Below are 22722 nucleotides of genomic sequence, written 5' to 3'. Positions count from 1 at the left end.
TCGCCCTCGCCCTGACGCTGCGCCCACCACGGTCGGACCGGCGCGGGAGGCTCAGAGGACGGCGGCGACGTCCACGTGGTCGAGGGAGTGCGCCTCCGCGACCCCCGCGTTGGTGACGGCGCCGGCGTGCACGTTCAGGCCGTGCGCGAGCACCGGGTCCCGGCGCAGGGCCTCGCGCCAGCCGTGGTCCGCGAGCGCCACGGCGTACGGCAGCGTCACGTTCGTCAGCGCGTACGTGGAGGTGCGCGGCACGGCGCCGGGCATGTTCGCCACGCAGTAGAAGACCGTGTCGTGCACCCGGAACGTGGGGTCGGCGTGCGTCGTGGGGCGGGAGTCCTCGAAGCAGCCGCCCTGGTCGATCGCGATGTCCACGAGGACGGCGCCCGGCCGCATGCGTGCCACGACGTCGTTCGCCACCAGCACGGGCGCCTTCGCGCCGGGGACCAGGACGGCTCCGACCACCAGGTCCGCCTCGAGCACGGCCTCGGTGAGGGTGAGCTTGTTCGAGGCGAGGGTCTGCACGCGTCCGCCGAGCTCCCGGTCGGCGGCCTTGAGCGCGTCCGCGCTGGTGTCCAGGAGGGTGACGCGCGCGCCGAGCCCGACCGCGATCCGGGCGGCGTTCATGCCCGAGACGCCCGCGCCGATGACGACCACGTGCCCGGCGGGCACGCCGGGCACCCCGCCGAGCAGGACGCCGCGCCCGCCCGCGGCCCGCAGCAGGGTCGCGGCCCCGACCTGCGGGGCGAGACGCCCCGCGACCTCCGACATGGGGGCCAGCAGCGGCAGCCGCCCGTCGGGGGTCTGCACCGTCTCGTACGCGACGGCCGTCACGTCGCGGGCCAGCAGCTCCTCGGTGAGCGCCTTGTCGGCCGCGAGGTGCAGGTAGGTGAACAGCACCAGCCCCGGCCGCAGCCGGTGGTACTCCTGCGCGACCGGTTCCTTGACCTTGAGCACCGTGTCGGCGCCGGCCCACACCTCGTCGGCGTCCGCGACGACGCCCGCACCGGCGGTGCAGTACTCGTCGTCGGTGATCGCGGACCCCGCCCCGGCGCCCGCCTCCACGACGACGTCGTGCCCGCGGGCGACGAGCTCGTGCACTCCGGCCGGCGTGATCGCCACCCGGTACTCGTGGTTCTTGACTTCCTTCGGGACGCCGATGCGCATGGGTGGGCCCGCCTTCGTGGCTCGGCACCGTTCCCCGCTCGTGGCCGGGGGAACGGTGGGTGCGTGGCGCGGGGCGTGTGACCCCGCTCACGTCCCAGTCTGACGGGACGATTCGGTCCCGCACCACGAATCCGTACATCCTTCGGTAGATTGCCAGGATGTCGACACTACGCCCGGCTCGGCCCGGCGCACAGCAGCCTCGAGCGAAGGATGTTCGATCCGCGGACCGGCGCGGCCAGGACGGCCGCACGCAGGAGGTCCGGCCGGACCCGTCGTGGGGCCTGGAGCGGCGTGGCCCCGCGCCCGCGCGGCTGGACGACGTCGACCAGCGGCTCCTCGCGGCGCTCGCGGACGACGCGCGCCTGCCGAACAACGCGCTCGCGGCGCGGGCCGGGATCGCCCCCTCCACCTGCCTGACGCGGGTGCGGCAGCTGCGCGAGCGCGGCGTGATCCGCGGCTTCCACGCGGACGTCGACCCGGCGCGCACGGGGCACCCCCTGCAGGCGATGATCGCGGTGCAGATGCGCGGCGCGGCCCGCACCCGCCTCAGCGGCTACCTGCAGCGCCTCGCCGAGCTGCCCGGCGTGCTGAACGTCTTCCTGCTGGGCGGCGCGCACGACTTCTTCGTGCACGTCGCCGCGGCGGACTCCGACGCCCTGAACGAGTTCGTCATCGAGCACCTGTCCACCGACCCGGACGTCGCGCTCACCGAGACCAACCTCATCTTCCAGCACGCGCGGGCGAGCTGGTACTGACGGTCAGCCTGGTACCGATGGTCAGCGGGTCGCGGACAACCAGCGTTGCAGCTCGACGGCCAGCGCGACGGGAGCGTCGAGCTGGACCAGGTGCCCGGCGCCCGGGAGCAGCCGCGCGTCGGCGCCGGGGATCGCGTCCGCCAGCCGCCGCGCCCGGTCCGGCGGGATCCACGTGTCCTCCTCGCCCCACAGCACGCGCACCGGGACGTCGAGGCCGCCCAGCAGCGGCTCGAGCTCGGCGGTGTACCGCTCGTCGGCCTGGGCGATCTGCCGGTAGAACGCGGCCTGCCCGGCCTGGCCCGTCCACGGGCCGACGAGCGCGGCCAGGTGCTCCTCGCGCAGCGGCCGGTGCGCGGCCGTGCGCACGTACGCCTCCAGCGCGCCGCGGTGCACGGCGGCGGGGACGGCCGCGAAGACGTCGGCGTGCTCGCGCACCAGGGAGAAGTACGGCGAGCCCCACGGGCGCAGCGCCACCACGTCCACGAGGCACAGCGACGCGTACCGGGCGCCGTGCAGCAGCGCGGCACGCAGGCTCACCGCGCCGCCGTAGTCGTGCGCGACGACGTGCGGCAGCGGCACGCCCTCGCCGGCAGCGCTGGACCCGTCGGCACCGTCGGCACCGTCGGACCAGGCGGGCCGCCAGTGCTCCAGCAGGTCGGCGAACAGCTCGCCCTGCGTCCCGAGGTCGACGTCGTGCGCGGGATCCTTGGACGACGCCCCGTAGCCCGGCATGTCCCACAGGTGCACGGTGAACTCGGCGGCCAGGGCGCGGGCGTACGGCTCCCACAGCCACGACGACCACGGCGTGCCGTGGCAGAGCACCAGCGGTGGGCCGGAGCCGAACGCCGTCCACGCGACCTCACGGCCCCGCCACGCGAACCGCCGGTCCAGCGGGGGTTCCGTGCCCGTCGCGTCGCGGGTCGGGGTGTCGGCCATCCCGCGAGGCTACGCGGCGGGGCCCACCCGCGCGTCCGTGACCTGGTCCGTGACCTGGTCCGTGCGCGGGTCCGTGCGCCCGCCGGTGAGGTCCAGGGTGCGGAACACGCTGCACGGGTCGGGGGAGTAGCCGCCGAACGGCCCGCAGGGCACGAAACCGTGCCGCGCGTACAGGCGCCGGGCGGGCGCGAAGTACTCCTGCGGCCCGGTCTCCAGGCTCACCGCCGCGTACCCGCGCTCGCGGGCGAGGGCCACCAGCCGGTCCAGGACGGCGCCCGCCACGCCGCGCCCCCGCGCGGGACGGGCCGTGCGCATCGACTTCACCTCGCCCCGACCGCCGGACGCCGCGGTGGTCGGCTCGAGCTCGCTCAACGCACCGCACCCCAGCAGCGTCCCGTCGTCCTCGCGCGCCGTCAGGAACGTCACCGACGGGGCGAGCAGCCCGCTCAGGTCGAGGGCGTGCACCGACTCGGCAGGGGAGGTGGCGTACATGTCGGCGAGGTGCTCCTCCAGCAGCGCGCGCACGTCGGCGGCGGCGGGGGACTCCGGGGCGATGATCACCCCCGCATCCTCGCGCCGGCGTGTGACGCGGACGTTTCACACCAGGCCAGGGCGTCAGCCCACGTGGCCGGCCAGCAGCGCGTCCCCCAACCGGGTGCGGGTGTGCAGCACCCGGTTGCCCTGCCGCTCCGAGAACACCAGGCCTGCCTCCCGCAGCACGGTCGCGTGCCGGCTCGCCGTCGCCGGCGTGAGGTCCAGCACCCGCGCCAGCTCCGTCGTCGTGCGGCTCGTGTCCAGCACCTCCAGGACCCGCGCCCGCGTGGGGCCGATGAGGTGCGCGACCTGCACCCCCTCGTCCGCCGCGTCGCCCCCGCGGGCCACCCACCCCGGCGCCGGGTCCACCGGGTACACCAGCACCGGGTCCAGCGTGTCGTCCTCGAGCACCACCGGCGCCAGCACGCAGAACACCGACGGCACCATCGTGAGCGGACGCCCCCGCAGCGGCAGCGTCCGCGTCACGGGGTACCAGCCGGTCCATCGGCCGCCCTCGCGGCGCAGCAGCGGGTCGAAGCTGCCCATCAGCCCCTGCATCCCGCCCCGCCGCAACGCCGCGTCCCGCGCCTCCTGGTCGGCCGCGAGCGCCGCGCGGGTCACCGGCGCGTACGGGGCGACGGCCAGCGCGTGATAGCGGCACAGCGCGCCCGCGAGCCAGCGCATCGCCTCCGCCTCGCCGGCCGCGATGCGCCGCACCCAGGGCGCCGCCCCCGAGCGGAACGTCATCGCCAGCTCGCGCGCGAGCCGGGGCCGCGGGGTGCTCGCCACCCGGTCCGCGGCCGCCTCGATGCCCGCGTCCCCGCGGCCACCGTCGGGACGCGGCCCGTCCACCGGGGTCGGGGTGAGGAAGTCCGGGAAGTACGACGCGAACGGCGCCAGGCGCGCGAGCGCCGCGACCGTCGTCGTCAGGCCCGCCTCCACGATCCGGGCGCGCACCTGCCGCCGCCACGGGTCGAACGCCAGCGCCGCCTGCCGGTTCTGCAGCAGGTGCAGGCTCAGCACCGTGTCCCACAGCGGGTCCGGGCGCCCGGGAGCGCGCAGGCGCGTGAGGTCCTCCGCCGACAGGTCGATCGTGAGCACGGGCCACCACCTCGGGGGTCGACTCGGGTCGTCCACCGCCCACGCTAGTCGCCCCCGGCACCCGCCACCCGGGTTCACCCCCTGTTTGCGTCCAGGCGCAATGTCCGCGCGCGCCGTCTCGCCGCCCCCGTCGCGCCCCTCTGCCTGCCCTGTACGGCGGCGCGACCCCCGGCATCGCCGGGACGCCCGAGCCGCCCCCACCCGAGGAGCAGCCATGGGCCTGCACGTCGACCCCACCGCCGCCTGCCTGCTGATCGCCGTCGCGTTCGCCGCGGGCTGGCTCGACGCCGTCGTCGGCGGTGGGGGACTGGTGCAGGTGCCCGCCCTCATGCTCGCGCTGCCGTCGCTGCCCGTCGCCACCGTGCTCGGCACGAACAAGCTCGTCGCGATCACCGGCACGTCGGGCGCCGCCGTCACCTACGTCCGCCGTGTCGGCCTCGACCGTCGCCGGGCGCTCGCGGCCGCCGCCCTCGGGCTGCCCACCGCGATGGTCGGCGCCGCCACCGCCTCCCACCTGCCGCGCGCGGCCATCACCCTCGCCGTGGCGGCCACCCTCGTCGGCGTGGGCGTGTGGGCCGCCGTCGCGCGCCCCGGCCGTTCCCCCGACGCCCCCGACGACGCCGCCCCGGCCGGCCGCGGGCCGGTCTCGCGGCCCACGCTCGTGCTCGCCGTGGGGGCGAGCGGCGTCGGGTTCTACAGCGGCGTGGTCGGCTCCGGCACGGGCGTGCTGCTCGTCGCCCTGTGCGTCACCGCGCTCGGCACCGACTTCCTGCGCGGCTCCGCGATGGCCAAGGTGGTCAGCATCGGCAGCGACCTCGGCGCACTCGCCCTGTTCGGCGCGCTCGGGCACGTGCTGTGGCTGCTCGGCGCCGGCATGGCCGTCGCCAACGTCGCGGGCGGCATCGTCGGGGCACGTACGGCCCTGTCCCGCGGCGCGGGGTTCGTGCGCGCCGTCCTGCTGCTCGTCGTCGTCGCCCTCGTCGCCAAGATCACCCACGACCAGTGGCTCGCCGCCTGACCCGCGGCGCCCGGGGCCGTCGACCGCAGGTCAGGGAGCGTGCACCGTGGGGTCGTCGCGCAGCACGTCGAGCAGCAGCGCCAGGATCGCGTCGGGCCGCTCCAGCACCGGCAGGTGCCCCGCCCACTCCAGCAGGGACAGCTCGGCCCCCGGCACCGACGCCGCCACGTGCTGCGCGCACGCTCGCAGCACGTCCATGTCGTGCGCCCCCTCGACGACGAACGTGGGCACCCGGATCCCCGCGAGGTCCACGTCCACGCCGTCCGGGCCGGGCTCGGGCAGGCCGGCGGCGCTCGCGGCCGCGTCGGCGGCGAGCTGCACCTCGAACGCACGCCGCTGCATGACGGCGAGGGTCTCGGCGGCGGCGTCGTCGGCGTCCGGGCCGAGCCACGTCGTGACGTTCAGCCGCACCGCGCCCTCGACGTCCCCCGCGCCCAGGAGCCTGGCCTCCTCGGCGTCGAACGCGTCGGACGTGTCGGTGTCGGGCACGCCGGGGGCGGCGGGGCACAGCAGCACGAGCTCGCGCACCCGGCCGGGGTGCGCCGTCGTGAGCTCGAGCGCGACCTTCCCGCCGAAGGACGACCCGACGACGGCGGCGTCGGGGACGCCGAGCCGGTCCAGCAGGGCGGCGACGTCGCCCGCGTTCGTGTACGGGGCGCCGCCGGTGGGCAGCGGGGAGTCGCCGAAGCCCCGCAGGTCCGGTCGCACCACGCGGAACGTGTGCGCCAGGGCGGGCACGACGGCGTCCCACATGCGCCGGTCGGCCACCCCGGCGTGCAGGAGGACGACGGCGGGAGCTCCGGGGTCGCCGGCGACGTCGTGGGCCAGGGGCGGCAGCGGGCGCGGGGAGTCCCCGGCGGTGGCGTTCACCGGGACATTCTCGCAGGCGGGTCGCCCCATGCACGTGCGCGTGGCGACCCGCGCGTCGCTACATTGAGGGGCGGGACGGGGTCGGCCCCGTCGAAGGAGCGGCATGCCGGTCGAGAGCGTCCACCGCGGTTCGGACTCGCGCTACGTCGCGCGCGTCTGGCGCGGCCGCGCGTCGGGCGACGGGACCATGACCTCGGTCGCGACGTCGCACTGGGAGCTGGTGTTCTGGCGCGACGGTCGCCGGACGCACGCCGCGGTCCGCGGCCCCGAGACCGTGGCCACGGCGGCCCGGATCGCGGGCGACTCGGACTCGTTCGGCATCACGTTCGCGCACGGCGCGACGATGCCGCACCTGCCGGCGTCGGCCCTCGTCGACGGCGAGCTGGAGAGCCCGCACGTCACGGCCGACGGCTTCGTCCTGCGCGGCGAGGAGTGGCCGATCCCGCGGCCGGACGACGCCGAGGCGTTCGTCGACCGGCTGGTGCGGGCCGGCGTGCTCGTGCGGGACCCGCTCGTCGACGACGTCGTGCGGGGCGGGGCCGCCCGCGTGGGCACGAGGTCGGTGCAGCGCCGCGTCGCCGCGACCACCGGGCTCACGCAAGGCGCCATCCGGCAGATCGACCGGGCCCGCACGGCCGCCGTGCTGCTCCGGGACGGCGCGGCGCCGCTCGACGTCGTGCACGCGCTCGGCTACTTCGACCAGCCCCACCTCGCCCGGTCGCTGCGGCGATTCATCGGCCGCACGGCGACGCAGCTGCGGGCGGCGCGCGCCGAGTCGCCGGCCGACACCATGTCGCTCCTGTACAAGCCGGAGCAGCCCGCGTCTTCCTAGCGTGGCCGTGTCGCGGATCCCGCCGCGAGCGACCGCCAGGGAGGCACCGCAGTGTCCACCGACAGGACCAGCAGGACGTCCACCAGCACGACCACGACCACCGTCAGGTCCGCCGACGGCACGCCGATCGCCTGCTCGACGTGGGGCTCCGGCGACCCGATCGTCATCATCGACGGCGCGACCGCCCATCGCGCCACCACCCCGGAGAACGCCGCGACGGCCGAGCTGCTGGCCGACGAGTACCTCGTGGTCAACTACGACCGCCGGGGCCGCGGGCAGAGCGGGGACACCGCGGCCTACGCCCCCGAGCGGGAGCTCGAGGACCTCGCGGCGGTGATCGACCAGGTCGCCGGTGGCAGCCCGGCGACCACCGTCTTCGCCTGGTCCTCCGGCGGCAACCTCGCGCTGAACGCCGCCCAGGCGGGCGTGCGGGTGGCGCGTCTCGCGCTGTTCGAGCCCAACGCGGTGGTCGACGACGACCGGCCGCCGCTGCCCGCGGACTACGTCGCGCGGCTGGACGACGCCGTCGCCGCCGGGCGGCCCGGGGACGCCGTCGCGCTGTTCCTCACCGCCGCCGTGGGCCTGCCGCCGGACATGGTGGCCGAGGTGCGGCAGGACCCGGAGACGTGGTCCGCGCTGGAGGCGGTCGCGCCCACCATCGCCTACGACGGCCGGCAGGTCGGCGACGCGATGTCGGGCCGGCCGCTGCGCCCGGACCTGTGGGACCGGGTCGACGTCCCCGTGCTGGTCATGCACGGCACCGGCACCTGGCCGTTCCTCGCGTCCGCGGCCCGCGCGATCAGCGCGCACCTGCCGACCGCCACCCTGCGGCCCGTGCCGGGGGAGGACCACACGACCACGCCCGAGGTGCTCGCCGCCGAGTTGCGCGCGTTCGCCGGCCAGCCCTCGCACCCGCAGACCCCGCACGAGCAGCCCCGGCACGAGCAGCTCCGGCTCGAGGAGCGCTGACATGGGATCGATCGTGGTCACCGAGTTCATCTCGCTGGACGGCGTCGTCGAGGCGCCCGGCGGCGAGGACTTCCGCTACCCGGACTGGAGCTTCGAGGTCGACCGCGGGCCCGAGGGCGAACGCTTCAAGGAGACCGAGGCGCTGGGGGCGTCCGCCCTCCTGCTGGGGCGCCGCACCTACGAGGGGTTCGCCGACGCGTGGCCGCAGTACGAGGGCGAGCTCGCCGACAAGTACAACGGCATGCCGAAGTACGTCGTCTCGGGCACGCTGACCGACCCTCGGTGGTCCGGGACCACCGTCCTGCCGGGCGACCTGGTCGACTCGGTCGCCCGGCTCCGGCGGGACGTCGACGGCGAGATCTCCGTGCCCGGCAGCATCAGCCTGGTGCAGGGCCTGCTCGCGCACGACCTCGTCGACGAGATCCACCTGATGACGTTCCCCCTCGTCCTCGGGCACGGTCGCACCCTGTGGCCCCCGACCCCGGACAAGTCCGCGTGGCGCCTGGTCGAGGCCACGACCTACGGGGACGGCGTGCTCGTCACGGTCCACCGGCGGGCGCGCTGAGGACCGGACCGTGAGCACCCACGAGGGGACCGTGCCGGCGGTGCGCACGATCGAGCTGAGCACCGCGACGATCGACTACTCGGACACCGGGGGCACCGGACCGGCCCTGCTGCTCCTGCACGGCCCGCTCCTCGACCACGCCGTGTGGGACGCCGTCGTCGCGCGCCTGCCGGGGCTGCGGTGCGTCGCGCCGACGCTGCCGCTGGGCGCCCACCGGCACCCGGCGCCGCGCGACGAGCTCACCAACGCCTCCCTCGCGCGGATGGTCGCCGAGCTGATGGCCGCCCTCGACCTGCGCGACGTCACGCTCGTCCTCAACGACTGGGGCGGCGCGCAGGTGCTCGTCGAGCTGGGGCTCGACACCCGCGTCGCGCGGCTCGCGCTCGTGGCCTGCGAGGCGTTCGACAACGTCCCCGCCGGGCGGCCCGGACGGCTGCTCGCCCGGGCCGCCCGCGTCCCCGGGGCGCTCGCCCTCCAGGCGCAGCTGACGCGGCTGCCCGCGGTGCGTCGCCGCCTCGCCTCCGCGATGGCCGCCCGCCCCGTGCCCGACGCGCTCCTGCGGCGCTGGTTCGAGCCCTTCCGGGACCCGCTCGTGCGCGCCGACCTGCGCCGGTTCAGCGCCCGCTTCCCCGTCCCGGCCGACCGGGACTGGTCCGCCGGGCTCGGCGCCTTCACCGGGCCTGCGCTCGTCGCCTGGGCGGACGACGACCGGATGATGCCGGCCGAGCACGGCCCCCGCCTCGCCCGCCTGCTGCCCGACGCCGAGCTGGCGCACGTCCCGCACGCGGCGACCCTCGTGCCCCTCGACCGGCCCGACGTCCTCGCCGGGCACCTGCGCGCCCTCGTGCGGCGCGCGCCGACCGACCGCGGAGGAATGCCATGAACGCCGCCATGACCGCCGCCAGCACCGACGACACGACCGCCGTCCGTCCCGGATCCTGGCGGCGGGCCGTCGCCACACTCGTCGCCACACTCGTCGCGGTACTCGCCCTGCTCGCCGCCGCGGCACCCGGGGCCGGTGCCAGGCCCGCGACCGAACCCGCACCCGATCCGGCCGCAGCGGCGGCACGGTCTGACGGCGGCGCCGTCGTGCGCGTCGACTCCGGGTGGCTGCGCGGGCACGCCGACACCGGCCACGTCACCTACTCCGGCGTCCCGTACGCGGCCCCGCCCGTCGGCGAGCGCCGCTGGCGACCACCGGCACCCCCGCGCGACTGGGCCGGCATCCGGGACGCGACCGCCCCGAGCCCGCTGTGCCCGCAGCGCGGTGAGGCCGAGGACGACGTCCTCGGGCAGGAGGACTGCCTGACGCTCGACGTCGTCGCGCCCGCCCACGCCCGCCGCGGCGACCGCCTGCCCGTGCTCGTGTGGCTGCACGGCGGCGGCCTCGACTCCGGCGGTGCGGCCCGCTTCGACGGCGCCCGCCTCGCGACCCGGGGCGGCCTGGTCGTGGTCACCGCGAACTACCGCCTCGGTGCGCTCGGCTTCCTGTCGACGTCGGCGCTCGGCCCCCACCGCGGCAACTACGGGCTCATGGACCAGGCCGCCGCGCTGCGATGGGTGCAGCGCAACGCCGCGAGCTTCGGCGGCGACCCCCGCAACGTCACCCTCGCGGGACAGTCGGGCGGGGCGCGGTCCGTCTGCGCGCAGCTCGCCGCACCCACGTCGAGGACGCTGTTCGACCGGGCGATCGTGCAGAGCGGCGCCTGCGCCAACCCCGTCCCCGACCGCGCCCAGGGGCAGGCGTTCGGCGACCGCGCCGTCGAGCACCTCGAGTGCGCCGGCGAGGGCGGCCCGGCGGGCGTCGCCGCCTGCCTGCGCCGCGCCGGTCTGCCCGACCTCGTCGGCACGCACTCGGGCGTCGGGTTCGGCCTCACGGAGCGCTCCGGCGACCGTCCGTGGAACCCCGTCGCCGGCACGCCGTTCCTCCCGCGACAGCCGATCGACGCCCTGCGCCGGGGCAGCGCCGCACGGGTACCGCTGCTGGTGGGCGGCACGCGCGACGAGATGCGCAGCTTCGTCCGCTGGCAGGCTCCCGGCGTCACCGCCGAGGGCTACCGCACGACGCTGACGGAGGCCTTCGGCTCCGACGCCGGGACCGTCCTGGACGCCTACCCGCTCAGCGACCACGACAGCCCGGCCCTGGCGCTCGCGGCCGTCCTCGGCGACTGGGGCGCCCAGATCGGCGCGTGCCCCGTGCTGCGCACCGCGCAAGCCGCCGCACCGCACCAGCCCGTGCACGTGTACGAGTTCGCCGAGGACGCCGGGCCCGACCCCGACGACGGGTTCCCCCAAGGCGCCTACCACGGCCTCGAGCTCGGATACCTGTGGACCCTCGTCGGGGGCCACCAGCCTCCGCCGCTCGACCCGGCCCAGGAGCGCCTGTCCGCGACGATGATCGACTACTGGGCGGCGTTCGCGCGCACCGGCGACGTCAACGGGCCCGGGCGCCCGCACTGGCCCCGGTTCGGCCCCGGGCAGACGGTCGTCGAGCTCTCCACCCGCGGGATCGGCGCGACTCTCTTCGCGGCCGACCACCGGTGCGACCTGTGGGCCGACGTCGGCGCCGCGACGGGCGGGCCCGCGACCCGTGGGCTTGACTGAGGGCGTGAAGCACCTCGGATTCCTGTCCTTCGGCCACTGGACGCCGCACCCGCAGTCCGCCACCCGCTCGGCCTCCGACGCGCTGCTGCAGTCGATCGACCTCGCCGTCGCGGCGGAGGAGCTCGGCGCCGACGGGGCGTACTTCCGCGTGCACCACTTCGCGCGCCAGCTCGCGTCCCCGTTCCCGCTGCTCGCCGCCGTCGGCGCCCGCACGAGCCGCATCGAGATCGGCACCGCCGTCATCGACATGCGCTACGAGAACCCCCTGTACCTGGCGGAGGACGCCGGCGCGGCCGACCTCATCGCCGGCGGGCGGCTGCAGCTCGGCATCAGCCGCGGATCGCCCGAGCAGGTGATCGACGGGTTCCGCCACTTCGGGCACGAGCCCCAGGCAGGGGAGTCCGACGCCGACATGGCCCGCCGCCACACCGCCCGGTTCCTCGAGGTGCTCGACGGCGAGGGCTTCGCCGAGCCGAACCCGCGCCCCATGTTCCCCAACCCGCCCGGCCTGCTGCGCGTCGAGCCCTACTCCGAGGGCCTGCGCCGGCGGATCTGGTGGGGAGCCGGCACCCGCGCCACCGCCGAGTGGACCGCCGCCCAGGGGATGAACCTCATGAGCTCCACCCTGCTGTCCGAGGACACGGGCGTCCCGTTCCACCGCCTGCAGGCCGAGCAGATCCAACGCTTCCGCGACGCGTGGGCCGCCGCCGGCCACGGGTGGGAGCCCCGCGTGTCCGTGTCGCGCAGCATCTTCCCGATCACCGACGACCGCGACCGCGCCTACTTCGGCCTCGAGACGGCCAGCACCGACCAGGTCGGCGTCCTCGAGGGCGTCCGCGCCCGCTTCGGCAAGACCTACGCCGGAGAGGTCGACGACGTCGTCGCGGACCTCGCCGAGGACGAGGCCGTCGCCGCCGCCGACACCCTCCTGCTCACCGTGCCCAACCAGCTCGGTGTCGAGTACAACGCCCACGTCATCGAGAACGTCGTCCAGCACGTGGCACCCGCCCTCGGCTGGCGGTGAGGCTCAGCCCGCCCCGCCCACCAGGTCCTCCACCACCGGGGGAGAGGAGCGGTAGTCGCCCCAGCGCGCCCACCGCGCCACCACCCGCACCACCACGATCCCCGGGTCGTCCAACGACGCCGCGAACCGCGGGAACGCCGCCCGGTACGCGTCCGCGCACCGGGCGGCGTCGTCCCCCGACGGGACGTCCGCCACGCCCTGCACCTGCAGCGTCGTCCCGCCAGGGCCGCCCACCACCACCGCCACCCGCGGGTCCCGCCGCAGGTTCGCCACCTTGCGCGAGCCCACCCGCGCGTCGAAGACCAGCTCGCCCCGTGCCGTCACCGCCAACGTCAGGTACGCCGCCTGCGGGGCACCGTCCGGGCCCACCGTCGACACCACCCCGTCGCCCACCGCACGCACGTGCCCGACCAGCCGCTCCAGCGCACCACCTGACAGACCCGACGACGTCACGAGCGCGACCCTAGCGGGCACCACGCACCCGGACCGGCACCGCCGCGTCCACCACCCCCACCAGCAGCCCCACGACCTGCCGCCGGCCCACCACGTGCACCTGCGACCATCCACCCGCCGCACCGCCCGACGCCGCGACCAGCCCCGCACGCTGCGCCGCCCACCGCCGCCAGTGCCGCGCGAACGCCCGCGCCCGCACCCTCCGACCCCGCACCTCCTGCCCCGACAACGCCTCGCCGCGCTCCACGTCGACCATCACCAGCACCGGACTCCACCCCGCCCGACGCGCCAGGCACGCCCACCACCACCGCCGCACCCGCGACGTCGCCGGGTCGTGCACCACGAGCAGCTCCGTGCCGTCCCGCGGGCCACCCAGCACCGCCCGCACCACCCCCGCCAGGTGCCGCACGTGCACCACCGGCCGGTACACCGCATACGGGACCCCGCGCGGCACCCGCCCCCGTAGGTCACGACGCGCCGTCTCGCTGTCCAGCACCCGCACTCCGGGTCGCAACCCCGCCACCCGCGCGAGCGCCGTGCTCTTGCCCGCACCCGGCACACCACCCACCAGCACGAACGTCCCAGTCTCGGCGCCCCGCACCGTCGCACGCTCCCGCACCACCACCGTCATCCCGCGCACCCACCCCTCTCCGCACCGATCCCCGTACCGAGCTCCACACCGATGTCCGCACCGCCGACCGGCGGGGCGCCCAGCGTGCCAGGCCCGCATGAGCGCCAGATGAGACCGTCCTGCCGACCCGTCACGCGCAGACCGCGCCCGCCCGGTGGCACGATGCGAGACATGGCCCGCACCACCCTCCTCGGCACCGACCTGCCCCTCGTCGCCGCCCCCATGGCCGGAGGCGCCACCACGCTCGACCTCGTCGCCGCCACGATCGACGCCGGCGCGTTCGCCTTCCTCGCCGGCGGCTACCAGGCCCCCGACACCCTCGCCGACCAGATCCACCGCGCCCACCAGCAGGCCCGCCCCTTCGGCGTCAACCTCTTCGTCCCCGCCACCGCACCCGGACCCGACCCCGCGGCGCTCGCGGCCTACGCGCGGCGGATCGCGCCGGACGCCGCGGCGCACGACGTCGACCTCGACGCCGCGCTCACGGCCGTCCCCGCGACCGACGACGACCACTGGGCGGCGAAGGTCGACCTGCTGCGCCGCGACCCCGTGCCCGTGGTGTCGTTCACGTTCGGGCCCCCGCCCGCGGCGGACGTCGCGGCCTTGCGCGCGGCGGGCTCCGTCGTCCTCGTCACCGTCACGACCCCGCAGGAGGCTCTCGCCGCCGAGGAGCTCGGTGCCGACGGCCTCGTCGTGCAGGGTCCGCGCGCGGGTGGGCACAGCGGTACGTGGGACCCGCGCCGGCCGGTCACCGACGCAGAGACGGCCGACGCGGTCGCCGCCGTCGTCGCACGGACGCGGCTCCCGGTGGTCGCCGCCGGGGGAGTGGACGGCGCGGCCGCCGTCGCCCGGCTGCTGCGGGCCGGGGCGCAGACCGTCGCCGTCGGCACGCTGCTGCTGCGCACCGACGAGGCCGGCACCTCCCGCACCCACCGCGACGCCCTCGCCGACCCCCGGTACGCGACGACGGCGGTGACCCGCGCCTTCACGGGCCGCCCCGCCCGCGCGCTCGTCAACGGCTTCCTGACCCGGCACGACCCGTACGCCCCGGTCGCCTACCCGCAGGTGCACCACCTCACCCGTGAGCTGCGCCGCCGCGCGGCTGCCGCCGGGGACGCCGAGCGGCTGCACCTGTGGGCCGGGACCGGACACCGCAGCGCCGCCACCGGGCCCGCGGCCGACGTCGTCCGCGCCCTCGCCGCCGACCTGTGACGCCCGCGCGCGGCACCGCCGCGACCGCTCGCCGGTTCGCTACGTTGCCGTCATGAGCGCCGCCTGGGACCCGCCGACCGTGCTGCGCGCCGCCACCGAGTGGTCGTGGGTGCCGCCGGACGCGGAGTGCGTCGTCACCGACGTCACCCTCACCCGGTGGCCCGCGTGGGCGCACGGGCGCGTCGTGCTCACGGGGCTCGCGTCGGCCCGCGCGTCCCAGGACGTCCTGCGGGACGCCGTCGAGCAGGCGCGGGCCTGGGGCAGCGACACCCTCGGCGTCTGGGTCTCGGCCAGCAGCACCCCCGACCTCACCGACCTGCTGCTCGGCCGCGGCGCCCGGCTCGAGGACACCGTGGACGTCCTCGCCCGCGGCCTCGGGCCAGGCCTCCCGCAGACGCCGGAGCGCGACGGGCGCCTCGTCGTGCGGCGGGTGACCGACGTGGACGGGCTGCGCGACGCCGACCGCGTCGACACCGCGGTGTGGGACCAACAGCCCTTGGACGACGACCGGCTCGCCGACGCCGCGCGCACGCTGCTCGCGGACGACAGCCGCGAGATCCGTGTCGTGGCGTACCAGGACGGCGAGCCCGTGGCGTCCGCCGGCGTCACGCTCGCGGCGGCACCACGACCCGAGCTGGGCACCGTCGCCCGGCTGTGGGGCGCCGGCACCGTGCCCGACCGCCGCGGTCGCGGCGCCTACCGCGCGGTGCTGGAGGAACGCCTGCGCCTGTCGGTCGCCGCGGGCGCGTCGCTCGCCCTCGTCAAGGGCCGGGTCAGCACCTCCGCCCGGCTCCTGCGCCGGGCGGGGTTCGAGCGGTACGGCGAGGAGCGCTACTACCGGCTCACGCTCTGACACGTGCACCGACGCGTGCTGACGGGAGCATCGACGATCAACGCTCGACGAGGAGGACGGACGTGACAGGACCTTCGACAGGACGCTTCGCCGGCCGCGTGGCGCTGGTCACGGGCGGCGCGCACGGGATCGGTGCGGCCGCGGTGCGACGCCTGCACGCGGAGGGCGCCACCGTCGTGGTCGCCGACCTCGACGAGGACGCGGCGCGCCGCACCGTCGACGACCTGCCCGACGACCCGGCGTCCGCCTCGGCCGTCGCGTGCGACATCACGGACACGGCGTCGGTGGACGCCGCCGTGGCGGCGAGCCTGGAGCGGCACGGCCGGCTCGACGTGCTCGTCGGCGTGGCGGGCGGCACCGGCGTGCACCCGGGACTCCTGGACGGCATGGACGACGCCACCTGGGCGGCCGGTGTCGACCTCAACCTGGCCGGGCCGGCCCGCTGCGTCCGGGCCGCGGCCCCGCACCTGGAGCGCGGGGGATCGATCGTGCTGGTCGGCTCCGTGAACGGCCTGCAGGCCTTCGGGGACGAGGACTACTCGGCCGCGAAGGCCGGGCTCGTGTCGCTCGCGCAGAACCTCGCGGTGCGCCTCGGCGGCAGGGGAGTGCGGATCAACGTCGTCGCGCCCGGCACCGTCCGCACCCGCTCGTGGGACCAGAGGTCCGACCCCGACCGGCTCGCGGCCCTGTACCCGCTCGGCCGCATCGGGGAGCCCGAGGACGTCGCCGCCGCGATCGCGTTCCTCGCCTCCGACGACGCCGCCTGGATCACCGGTGTCACGCTGCCCGTCGACGGCGGCATCCTGGTCGGCCCGCTCGCGCGGTTCGAGAGCCTCGGGGGCGGGGGAGACCGCCACCCTGATGTCACCGATCGGTGACATCTCCCGAGATGTTGCTCAGCGTTCACATCGCGCCGGATGTCGGCGTCCGTCGACATCTCGTCACGGACGGCGCGCCGGCGGGGGAGGGGAGCCCGTGATCCTCGCCGGCCGTCCGTCGCCGGGCACTGGCGGGCGCGCCCGGGGAGACAGAGCCAGGAAATCCGCTGCCGGCAGGCGGCGTCATCCGAGACAATCCACCATGCTCACCCTGGAAGAGATCTTTCCGCCGTTCGCCCTGCGGATCGCCTGCGGGCCGGTGGAGCTTCGCGTCCTGCGCGACGACGACCTGCCCGAGCTCGTCGAGCTGGTCCGTGGTGGCATCGAGGACCCCGACCTGCCCATGCCGTTCCTCCTGGACTGGCACGCACAGCCGTTCTCCCTCGGCGCGCCGCACGGGTTCCCGACCACGTCGCTGGCGTGGTGGTGGACCCAACGAGCGACGTTCGCGCCCGGCGAGTGGCGCCTCGCCCTGGCGGTCCGTCGCGACGGAGCGCTCGTCGGCATGCAGGACCTGCACGCCAGGGGACTCGCGGAGACCGGGGTCGTCGCCACCGGCTCGTGGCTGGGGCGAGCGCACCAGGGGATCGGCACCGGCACGCTGATGCGCCAGCTCGCGGTCGGGTTCGCGTTCGACGAGCTCGGGGCGAGCAGGTGCGAGTCGGGGTACGTCGTGGGGAATCACGCCTCGGCGGCCGTCAGCCGCAAGGTCGGGTACACGGACAACGGCCTGCACCGGATCGTGCAGCGCACCCGGCAGGGTGTCGCCGGGGTCGACGAGCAACGCGTCGTCGTGACGCCGGCGACGTTCGTCCGTCCGAGCGACGACATCGCGGTCGAGGGCGCCGACGCGCTGCGCCGTTTCCTGGGCATCGATCGGGGTCTCGAGGACGTCTCACCCGTCCAACCGATAATGCACATTATGTCATTACGAGCGACGAAGGCGCCTGGAAGCCCCTCCCTCGACGCGGTACCGCAAGGTCTCGAGACGGGCGTCGTCGCGCGGTCGCGCACTGTCGCCTGGCGCCCCCGCGCTGGATTCCTGCAGGGACGCGCGTCGTCAGCCGTGCTGGCTCGACGATGCCGTCGCACAGGTCGACATCCGACAGGACGCCGCCGCACGAATGTCGCCTCACGAATCTGGTGACGACGACCGTCCGTGCCGCCTGACGCCGATGTCGCAGCAACGTGTCGCACGACGTGTCACCACGTGGCCGCCGTCGGCGTGCGCAGAAACCCGCGCACGCCTGATCTCGCCGCGCCCGGGCCCCGTCTGAGCCTCGAACGACCCGGGTCGGCCCCGCGGCCTTCGCCCGGTCCCCCGTGGGCAGTCGCCCACCGAGGTCGCGAGGCCGCCCGTCCGGCACGACTCGACGGACCGGACGGCGAGCGGCGAGCTCCGGACGACGCCTCGCCATCCGCGCCGGCTCGCGATAGGCTGATTCGGACATACGTGACAAACCATTGTGTATGACACAACACAGTGGTCTCGGACGAACGGCCGCGAGCCCGCTCGCTCCTGGCGGAATGACCTCGGTTACCGGGTCTCCGCGCACGAGTCCGCGCCCCCAGGGCGCTGTCGGACCGCGTGACTACCGTGGACGACATGGCCACTCCCCCCGGCGGGCTCGCCTTCTGCGTCTTCCCCACCACGATCGGGCACTGCGCCCTCGTGTGGCGGGAGCCGGGTGTCGTCGTGGGCTCCGCACTCCCCCACGGCTCGCCGCAGCGCACCCGCGACGCCGTCAAGACGTGGTACCCGGCCGCGCGCGAGGCCGCCCCGGGCGCCGCCGTCGCCGCCGCCGTGGCGGGCGTGGCCGCCCTCCTCGAGACCGGCGCCGGCGACCTGTCCGGGATCGATCTCGACCTCGCCGCCGTCCCGGAGTTCGACCGTCGCGTGTACGAGGTCGTGCGCACCGTCCCGGCCGGCGACACCCTCACCTACGGCGAGGTGGCGGCACGGCTCGGCTCCCCCGGCGCGGCGCAGGCGGTGGGCCAGGCCCTCGGTCGCAACCCGTTCCCGCCGATCGTGCCGTGCCACCGGGTGCTCGCCGCGGGCCGTCAGGTCGGCGGGTTCTCCGCGCGCGGCGGACGGCGGACCAAGCTGCGCATGCTCGAGGTCGAGGGCGTGCACCTCGGGCACCCGACCCTCTTCGAGCTCTGAGCCCTTCCCTCCCCCGCGACGGTCAGGAGAGCCTCCCCATCCGGCTGGTGGGGACGCCGGGCTCCACGTCCTCCCCGAACGCCTCGTCGCAGAACGCGGCCAGCTCGCGGAGCTTGGCGGTGGGCCGCCCGCCCTTGGGCGTCACGAGCACCAGCGCGTTCGCGGGCAGGTCGTCGGCGATCGGCCGGTAGACCACGGGCATCCCCTCGTACGTCAGGTCCCCGTACGGCCGCCCCATGATGATCGTGTAGCCGAGGCCGCGCGCGACCAGCGAGCGGATCGTCTCGACGTTGGTGCTGCGCCAGCGGACCCGCGGCGTCATGCCTGCGACGCGCAGGATCTCCTCGACGTGGTCGCTCGCTGGGCGCATCGCCAGGAGCACCGCGTCCTCGTCGCGGAGGGCCGCGAGCGGCACGGCGTCGTACGCCGCGAGCGGGTGCGCGGCCGCGAGCGCCAGCTGCAGCCGTACGGCGGCGAGGCGGCGCGTCTCCAGGGGTGTGCTCACGTGGTTCTCGTACAGGAGGGCGGCGTCGAGCCGTCCTTCTGCGAGCTGGTCCTGGAGCTCGGCCGAGCCGCCCTCGACGAGCTGGAGGTCGACGTCGGGGAAGGACCGGTCGAAGTGCTCGGCGAGGGGCGGGAAGAGCCAGGGGGACAGCGTGGTGAACAGGCCGAGGCGCAGCGCTCCGGTGAGGCCGCCCCGCGTGGCGGCCGCGACCTTCCGGATCTCCTGCAGGCTCTCGGCGATCTCCCGCGCGTGCTCGTACACGTCCCTGCCAGCGGCGGTGACCTGGACCCCTCGCCCTCGGGTGCGGATCGCCACCTGGACGCCGAGCGAGGCCTCGAGCTGGGTGATGGCGAGCGAGACGGCGCCGGGCGACACGATGAGCGCCCTGGCGGCCTCGGTGATCGAGCCGTGGTCCACCACGGCGCTGAACATCTCGAGCTGACGGACGGACATCTCGACACCCATGTGAGCAAGATTAAACAACAACGTCAATTACTTGTCATTGCTTCGACAGCGGGCCGGAGGGCAGGCTCGTCCGCGTCCGCCACCGCCGGCGGGCACGGATCGCGAGGACCGCGCTCCGACAGTCCGCCCAGGGAGTTCAAGGATGAGCGCCACCACCTCTCGACAGCCCACCGGGACCGGCCCGAGCGAATCGCTCCGGACCCCGCAGATGCGGCGCATCCTCGCGTCGAGCTTCCTCGGGAGCGCGATCGAGTTCTACGACTTCATGCTGTACGCGAGCGCCTCGGCGATCGTCTTCGGCCAGGTGTTCTTCGCCGGCCTGGACCCGGCGCTGGCGACCGTCGCGTCGTTCGGGACGCTCGCCGCGGGGTATGTCGCCCGGCCTCTCGGCGGGATCGTCTTCGGCCACTTCGGCGACCGTCTCGGCCGCAAGGGCGTGTTGGTCACGACGATGCTCCTGATGGGCACCGCGACCGCTCTCATCGGGGTGCTCCCCGGGTACGCGCAGATCGGCGTCGCCGCACCGTTCCTGCTCGTGGCGCTGCGCCTGGTCCAGGGGTTCGCGGTGGGCGGCGAGTGGGGCGGGGCGATGCTCATCGCCCTCGAGCACGCGCCCGGCGGCAAGCGGGGCTTCGCGGCCTCGTTCGCGAACCTCGGCGCGCCCGCGGGGTCGGTCCTCTCGGCGGGGATGCTCGGCCTGTTCACCCTCCTGCCGGAGGACCAGTTCCTCGCCTGGGGCTGGCGGGTGCCCTTCCTGCTGAGCGTCGTCCTCGTGCTCATCGGCCTGTTCGTGCGCCTCAAGGTGGTGGAGAGCCCGCTGTTCCTCCGCTTCGACCAGGAGGCGGAGGACCGCCGGGTGCCGCTGGTGCAGGTGCTGACGAGGTCGCCGTGGGTGCTGGTGCTGGGCCTGCTGGTCGCCATGTCGCAGCTGACGATCTCCGGGATGGCCAGCGTCTGGGGCCTGAGCTACGCGACGGCGCACGGCGCGGACCCGACGTTCGCGCTCAACGCCAAGGTGCTCTCGGCGGTGGCGCTGTTCGTCTGCACGGTCCTGTCGGCGCGGCTCAGCGACCGGTTCGGCCGGCGCCCGGTGATCGCGGTCGGCATCGTCGCCGCGGCCCTGTTCGCCTACCCGCTCGTGATGCTCGTGGCGACGGGGGACAACGTCAGCTTCGCGGTCGCCGTGGTGGGCGGCCAGGCGATCCAGGGCGTCATCCTCGGCCCGCTGGCGGCGTTCCTGGCCGAGCTGTTCCCGACGTCGGTGCGCTTCACCGGCTCGTCGCTCGCGTTCCAGGGCGCGTCGGCGATCGGCGCCGGCTTCACCCCGATCATCGCGGGGGCGCTCGCCTCGTCCGCAGGCGGGCTCCCCCTGCTCGCCGGCGTCTGGATCGCCGTGCTGGCCGTGTGCGCGGGCGCCCTGCTGCTCGCCCCTGAAGGAAGCAAGCGCGACCTGTCGGCCATCGACGCGGCCGCCGGAAAGTGAGGACGAGAATGACCCGCTCCCCCGAGCTCCCCGAGCCCTACGACGTGGACGTCGTCATCGTCGGCGGCGGGCCCGTCGGCCTGCTGGTGGCGGCCGACCTGGACTCCCGTGGCGTCTCGACGGTCGTCGTCGAGGACCGCCCCTTCCTGGAGCCGCCGAACGTCAAGTGCAACCACGTCTCCGCCCGCACGATGGAGGCGTTCCGCCGCCTGGGGCTCGCCGACGCCGTCCGCTCCGCGGGCCTGCCCGCCGACCACCCGCAGGACGTGGCGTTCCGCACCGCCGCGACCGGGATCGAGTTCGGCCGGATCGAGATCCCGTCGGCGGCCGCCCGGCGCCGGGGCGTCGGGGCCGGCCCCGACACGACATGGGAGACGGCCGAGCCCCCGCACCGGGTCAACCAGCGCTACCTGGAGCCGATCCTCGAGCGTCACGTCGCCGCGCTCCCCCACGTGGACCTGCGCAACGACACGCGCTGCACGGGCGTGGCCCAGGACGACGACGGCGTGACGGCGACGCTCCGGGGCCCGAACGGCGGGACGGAGGTCACCGTGCGCGCGCGCTACCTCGTCGGAGCCGACGGCGGCCGCTCCCTCGTGCGCAAGTCCATCGGGGCGCGCCTGCACGGCGACCCGGTGCTCCAGCAGGTCCAGTCGACGTGCGTCCGCGTCCCCGGGCTGGCGGACCAGGTCGACGCCGAGCCGGCGTGGGGGGTGTACGTCTTCAATCCTCGCCGGCAGGGGCACGTCTATGCGATCGACGGTCGGGACGTCTTCCTCGTGCACACCTACCTGACCCCCGAGGAGGCAGCAGACGACTCCGTCGACCGCGACCGCGCCGTCCGCGACATCCTCGGGCTGGGCGACGACGTCGCGTACGAGGTCCTCTCGAAGGAGGACTGGGTCGCCCGCCGCCTCGTCGCGGACACCTTCCGCGACCGTCGCGTGTTCCTCGCCGGGGACGCCGCACACCTGTGGGTGCCGTACGGCGGGTACGGCATGAACGCCGGGATCGCCGACGGGCTCAACCTGGCGTGGCTCCTCGGCGCCGTCGTGACTGGGTGGGCCGACGACGCGGTCCTCGACGCCTACGCCGCCGAGCGGCAGCCGATCACCGACCAGGTGTCGCGCCTCGCCATGGGGCACCTGCGCAAGATCGGCGCCACCGACCTCCCGGCCCACCTCGAGTCCGACGACGCCGCGGGCGAGGCCGCGCGCCGCGAGCTCGGCGAGCTGGCGTACCGCCTGAACGTCCAGCAGTTCGCCGCCGCAGGGCTCAACTTCGGGTACTCCTACACCGGGTCCCCGATCATCGTCCCCGACGGTGACGCGCCCGACTACACGATGGGCAGCTACACCCCCTCGACCGTCCCCGGCTGCCGCCTGCCGCACGTCTGGCTGGACGACGGCGTCTCCCTCTACGACCGGCTCGGCCCCTGGTACACGCTCGTCGTGGCAGGGCGCACCGGCGCGCCCGACGCCGGGTGGGACCACTGGGTGGCCGCCGCCCGGTCCGCCGGGCTGCCGATCGAGCTGGTGGTCGTGCCCGACGACCTCGTGCCCGCGTCGTACGTCACGCGCTACGCCATCGCACGCCAGGACCAGCACGTCGCCTGGCGCGGCGACGTGCTGCCCGACGACCCCTCGGCGCTCGCGGCCCTGCTCGGCGCCCTGCGGGCACGCGCGGCGGTCGCCGCCTGACGGTCG

23 protein-coding genes are annotated in these 22722 nt (G+C 75.6%); 15 read left to right on the top strand and 8 right to left on the bottom strand.

Annotated elements, in window-relative coordinates; translation table 11 throughout:
• Positions 1 to 51: 51 nt before the first annotated feature.
• A complete protein-coding gene (ald, locus tag ACFQ8E_RS17845; RefSeq protein ID WP_430551912.1) occupies positions 52 to 1164 on the bottom strand; it encodes an alanine dehydrogenase in 1113 nt (370 codons plus the stop codon).
• Between the two features lie 158 nt (positions 1165 to 1322).
• On the opposite strand from ald, the gene ACFQ8E_RS17840 reads away from it, so the two are divergent.
• Positions 1323 to 1919 carry an Lrp/AsnC family transcriptional regulator gene (locus ACFQ8E_RS17840; protein WP_430551911.1) on the top strand — a complete coding sequence of 199 codons (597 nt, stop codon included), beginning with the start codon at positions 1323 to 1325 and terminating at the stop codon, positions 1917 to 1919.
• Positions 1920 to 1940: 21 nt separating this feature from the next.
• On the opposite strand, the gene ACFQ8E_RS17835 is transcribed toward ACFQ8E_RS17840, so the two are convergent.
• Genes ACFQ8E_RS17835 through ACFQ8E_RS17825 form a run of 3 tightly spaced genes read right to left on the bottom strand, consistent with a single transcriptional unit; the run spans position 1941 to position 4490 of the window.
• Positions 1941 to 2855, bottom strand: coding sequence for an alpha/beta fold hydrolase (locus ACFQ8E_RS17835; protein ID WP_430551910.1), 915 nt, complete (start codon positions 2853 to 2855; stop codon positions 1941 to 1943).
• 9 nt (positions 2856 to 2864) lie between these two features.
• The gene (locus ACFQ8E_RS17830; protein WP_430551909.1) at positions 2865 to 3416 is read right to left on the bottom strand and encodes a GNAT family N-acetyltransferase; all 552 of its coding nucleotides are present in this window, start codon (positions 3414 to 3416) and stop codon (positions 2865 to 2867) included.
• 54 nt (positions 3417 to 3470) lie between these two features.
• Positions 3471 to 4490, bottom strand: a complete 1020-nt coding sequence (locus ACFQ8E_RS17825; RefSeq protein WP_430551908.1) for an ArsR/SmtB family transcription factor — start codon at positions 4488 to 4490, stop codon at positions 3471 to 3473.
• A 214-nt stretch (positions 4491 to 4704) separates the two neighbouring features.
• Here ACFQ8E_RS17825 and ACFQ8E_RS17820 point away from each other — a divergent pair, with 214 nt between their 5' ends.
• Positions 4705 to 5508, top strand: coding sequence for a sulfite exporter TauE/SafE family protein (locus ACFQ8E_RS17820; protein ID WP_430551907.1), 804 nt, complete (start codon positions 4705 to 4707; stop codon positions 5506 to 5508).
• 30 nt (positions 5509 to 5538) lie between these two features.
• On the opposite strand, the gene ACFQ8E_RS17815 is transcribed toward ACFQ8E_RS17820, so the two are convergent.
• Entirely contained in the window at positions 5539 to 6378 is an 840-nt protein-coding gene (locus ACFQ8E_RS17815) for an alpha/beta fold hydrolase (RefSeq protein WP_430551906.1), read from the bottom strand.
• A 103-nt stretch (positions 6379 to 6481) separates the two neighbouring features.
• Here ACFQ8E_RS17815 and ACFQ8E_RS17810 point away from each other — a divergent pair, with 103 nt between their 5' ends.
• From ACFQ8E_RS17810 to ACFQ8E_RS17785, 6 genes are read left to right on the top strand one after another with little or no spacing between them, the layout of a single operon-like run.
• Positions 6482 to 7210, top strand: coding sequence for a helix-turn-helix domain-containing protein (locus ACFQ8E_RS17810; protein WP_430551905.1), 729 nt, complete (start codon positions 6482 to 6484; stop codon positions 7208 to 7210).
• Between the two features lie 51 nt (positions 7211 to 7261).
• Positions 7262 to 8179 carry an alpha/beta fold hydrolase gene (locus tag ACFQ8E_RS17805; RefSeq protein ID WP_430551904.1) on the top strand — a complete coding sequence of 306 codons (918 nt, stop codon included), beginning with the start codon at positions 7262 to 7264 and terminating at the stop codon, positions 8177 to 8179.
• A 1-nt stretch (position 8180) separates the two neighbouring features.
• Positions 8181 to 8744: a dihydrofolate reductase family protein gene (locus ACFQ8E_RS17800; RefSeq protein ID WP_430551903.1), complete on the top strand. Its 564-nt coding sequence runs from the start codon at positions 8181 to 8183 to the stop codon at positions 8742 to 8744.
• Positions 8745 to 8754: 10 nt separating this feature from the next.
• Positions 8755 to 9627 (top strand): alpha/beta fold hydrolase, encoded by an 873-nt coding sequence (locus tag ACFQ8E_RS17795; RefSeq protein WP_430551902.1) that lies wholly within the window; start codon positions 8755 to 8757, stop codon positions 9625 to 9627.
• Positions 9624 to 11348, top strand: coding sequence for a carboxylesterase/lipase family protein (locus tag ACFQ8E_RS17790; protein WP_430551901.1), 1725 nt, complete (start codon positions 9624 to 9626; stop codon positions 11346 to 11348). Before ACFQ8E_RS17795 ends, ACFQ8E_RS17790 begins: the two co-directional genes overlap by 4 nt.
• A 4-nt stretch (positions 11349 to 11352) precedes the next feature.
• The gene (locus tag ACFQ8E_RS17785; protein ID WP_430551900.1) at positions 11353 to 12372 is read left to right on the top strand and encodes an LLM class flavin-dependent oxidoreductase; all 1020 of its coding nucleotides are present in this window, start codon (positions 11353 to 11355) and stop codon (positions 12370 to 12372) included.
• Between the two features lie 3 nt (positions 12373 to 12375).
• Here ACFQ8E_RS17785 and ACFQ8E_RS17780 read toward each other — a convergent pair whose 3' ends face one another.
• The gene (locus tag ACFQ8E_RS17780) at positions 12376 to 12825 is read right to left on the bottom strand and encodes a pyridoxamine 5'-phosphate oxidase family protein (protein ID WP_430551899.1); all 450 of its coding nucleotides are present in this window, start codon (positions 12823 to 12825) and stop codon (positions 12376 to 12378) included.
• Between the two features lie 10 nt (positions 12826 to 12835).
• On the bottom strand, positions 12836 to 13456 hold the full coding sequence (locus ACFQ8E_RS17775; RefSeq protein ID WP_430552015.1) for an AAA family ATPase: 621 nt from the start codon (positions 13454 to 13456) through the stop codon (positions 12836 to 12838).
• A 171-nt stretch (positions 13457 to 13627) separates the two neighbouring features.
• Here ACFQ8E_RS17775 and ACFQ8E_RS17770 point away from each other — a divergent pair, with 171 nt between their 5' ends.
• From ACFQ8E_RS17770 to ACFQ8E_RS17750, 5 genes are all read left to right on the top strand, one after another.
• Positions 13628 to 14668 (top strand): nitronate monooxygenase, encoded by a 1041-nt coding sequence (locus ACFQ8E_RS17770; protein ID WP_430551898.1) that lies wholly within the window; start codon positions 13628 to 13630, stop codon positions 14666 to 14668.
• Between the two features lie 52 nt (positions 14669 to 14720).
• A complete protein-coding gene (locus ACFQ8E_RS17765; protein WP_430551897.1) occupies positions 14721 to 15521 on the top strand; it encodes a hypothetical protein in 801 nt (266 codons plus the stop codon).
• Positions 15522 to 15583: 62 nt separating this feature from the next.
• Positions 15584 to 16399, top strand: coding sequence for an SDR family NAD(P)-dependent oxidoreductase (locus ACFQ8E_RS17760; protein WP_430551896.1), 816 nt, complete (start codon positions 15584 to 15586; stop codon positions 16397 to 16399).
• Between the two features lie 97 nt (positions 16400 to 16496).
• Entirely contained in the window at positions 16497 to 17546 is a 1050-nt protein-coding gene (locus ACFQ8E_RS17755; protein ID WP_430551895.1) for a GNAT family N-acetyltransferase, read from the top strand.
• Positions 17547 to 18005: 459 nt separating this feature from the next.
• The gene (locus ACFQ8E_RS17750) at positions 18006 to 18563 is read left to right on the top strand and encodes a methylated-DNA--[protein]-cysteine S-methyltransferase (RefSeq protein ID WP_430551894.1); all 558 of its coding nucleotides are present in this window, start codon (positions 18006 to 18008) and stop codon (positions 18561 to 18563) included.
• 22 nt (positions 18564 to 18585) lie between these two features.
• Here ACFQ8E_RS17750 and ACFQ8E_RS17745 read toward each other — a convergent pair whose 3' ends face one another.
• Positions 18586 to 19521, bottom strand: coding sequence for a LysR family transcriptional regulator (locus ACFQ8E_RS17745; RefSeq protein WP_430551893.1), 936 nt, complete (start codon positions 19519 to 19521; stop codon positions 18586 to 18588).
• A gap of 154 nt (positions 19522 to 19675) precedes the next feature.
• On the opposite strand from ACFQ8E_RS17745, the gene ACFQ8E_RS17740 reads away from it, so the two are divergent.
• On the top strand, positions 19676 to 21016 hold the full coding sequence (locus tag ACFQ8E_RS17740) for an MFS transporter (RefSeq protein WP_430551892.1): 1341 nt from the start codon (positions 19676 to 19678) through the stop codon (positions 21014 to 21016).
• Positions 21017 to 21024: 8 nt separating this feature from the next.
• Entirely contained in the window at positions 21025 to 22716 is a 1692-nt protein-coding gene (locus ACFQ8E_RS17735; protein ID WP_430551891.1) for an FAD-dependent monooxygenase, read from the top strand.
• The last annotated feature ends 6 nt before the right edge of the window (positions 22717 to 22722 follow it).

This window comes from Isoptericola sp. NPDC056573 (assembly GCF_042793335.1).
GTDB lineage: Bacteria > Actinomycetota > Actinomycetes > Actinomycetales > Cellulomonadaceae > Isoptericola.
The sequence above is the reverse complement of the archived record's forward strand: the minus strand, read 5'-3'. Positions and strand labels throughout refer to the sequence as shown.

Excerpts from the sequence above, each read along its gene's own strand:
- ACFQ8E_RS17735 (WP_430551891.1), top strand. The coding sequence starts at position 21,025 with ATGACCCGCTCCCCCGAGCTCCCCGAGCCCTACGACGTGGACGTCGTC.
- ACFQ8E_RS17790 (WP_430551901.1), top strand. The coding sequence starts at position 9,624 with ATGAACGCCGCCATGACCGCCGCCAGCACCGACGACACGACCGCCGTC.
- ACFQ8E_RS17745 (WP_430551893.1), bottom strand. The coding sequence starts at position 19,521 with ATGTCCGTCCGTCAGCTCGAGATGTTCAGCGCCGTGGTGGACCACGGC.
- ACFQ8E_RS17765 (WP_430551897.1), top strand. The coding sequence starts at position 14,721 with ATGAGCGCCGCCTGGGACCCGCCGACCGTGCTGCGCGCCGCCACCGAG.
- ACFQ8E_RS17840 (WP_430551911.1), top strand. The coding sequence starts at position 1,323 with ATGTCGACACTACGCCCGGCTCGGCCCGGCGCACAGCAGCCTCGAGCG.
- ACFQ8E_RS17740 (WP_430551892.1), top strand. The coding sequence starts at position 19,676 with ATGAGCGCCACCACCTCTCGACAGCCCACCGGGACCGGCCCGAGCGAA.
- ACFQ8E_RS17775 (WP_430552015.1), bottom strand. The coding sequence starts at position 13,456 with ATGACGGTGGTGGTGCGGGAGCGTGCGACGGTGCGGGGCGCCGAGACT.
- ACFQ8E_RS17820 (WP_430551907.1), top strand. The coding sequence starts at position 4,705 with ATGGGCCTGCACGTCGACCCCACCGCCGCCTGCCTGCTGATCGCCGTC.
- ald (WP_430551912.1), bottom strand. The coding sequence starts at position 1,164 with ATGCGCATCGGCGTCCCGAAGGAAGTCAAGAACCACGAGTACCGGGTG.
- ACFQ8E_RS17800 (WP_430551903.1), top strand. The coding sequence starts at position 8,181 with ATGGGATCGATCGTGGTCACCGAGTTCATCTCGCTGGACGGCGTCGTC.
- ACFQ8E_RS17750 (WP_430551894.1), top strand. The coding sequence starts at position 18,006 with ATGGCCACTCCCCCCGGCGGGCTCGCCTTCTGCGTCTTCCCCACCACG.
- ACFQ8E_RS17810 (WP_430551905.1), top strand. The coding sequence starts at position 6,482 with ATGCCGGTCGAGAGCGTCCACCGCGGTTCGGACTCGCGCTACGTCGCG.
- ACFQ8E_RS17770 (WP_430551898.1), top strand. The coding sequence starts at position 13,628 with ATGGCCCGCACCACCCTCCTCGGCACCGACCTGCCCCTCGTCGCCGCC.
- ACFQ8E_RS17835 (WP_430551910.1), bottom strand. The coding sequence starts at position 2,855 with ATGGCCGACACCCCGACCCGCGACGCGACGGGCACGGAACCCCCGCTG.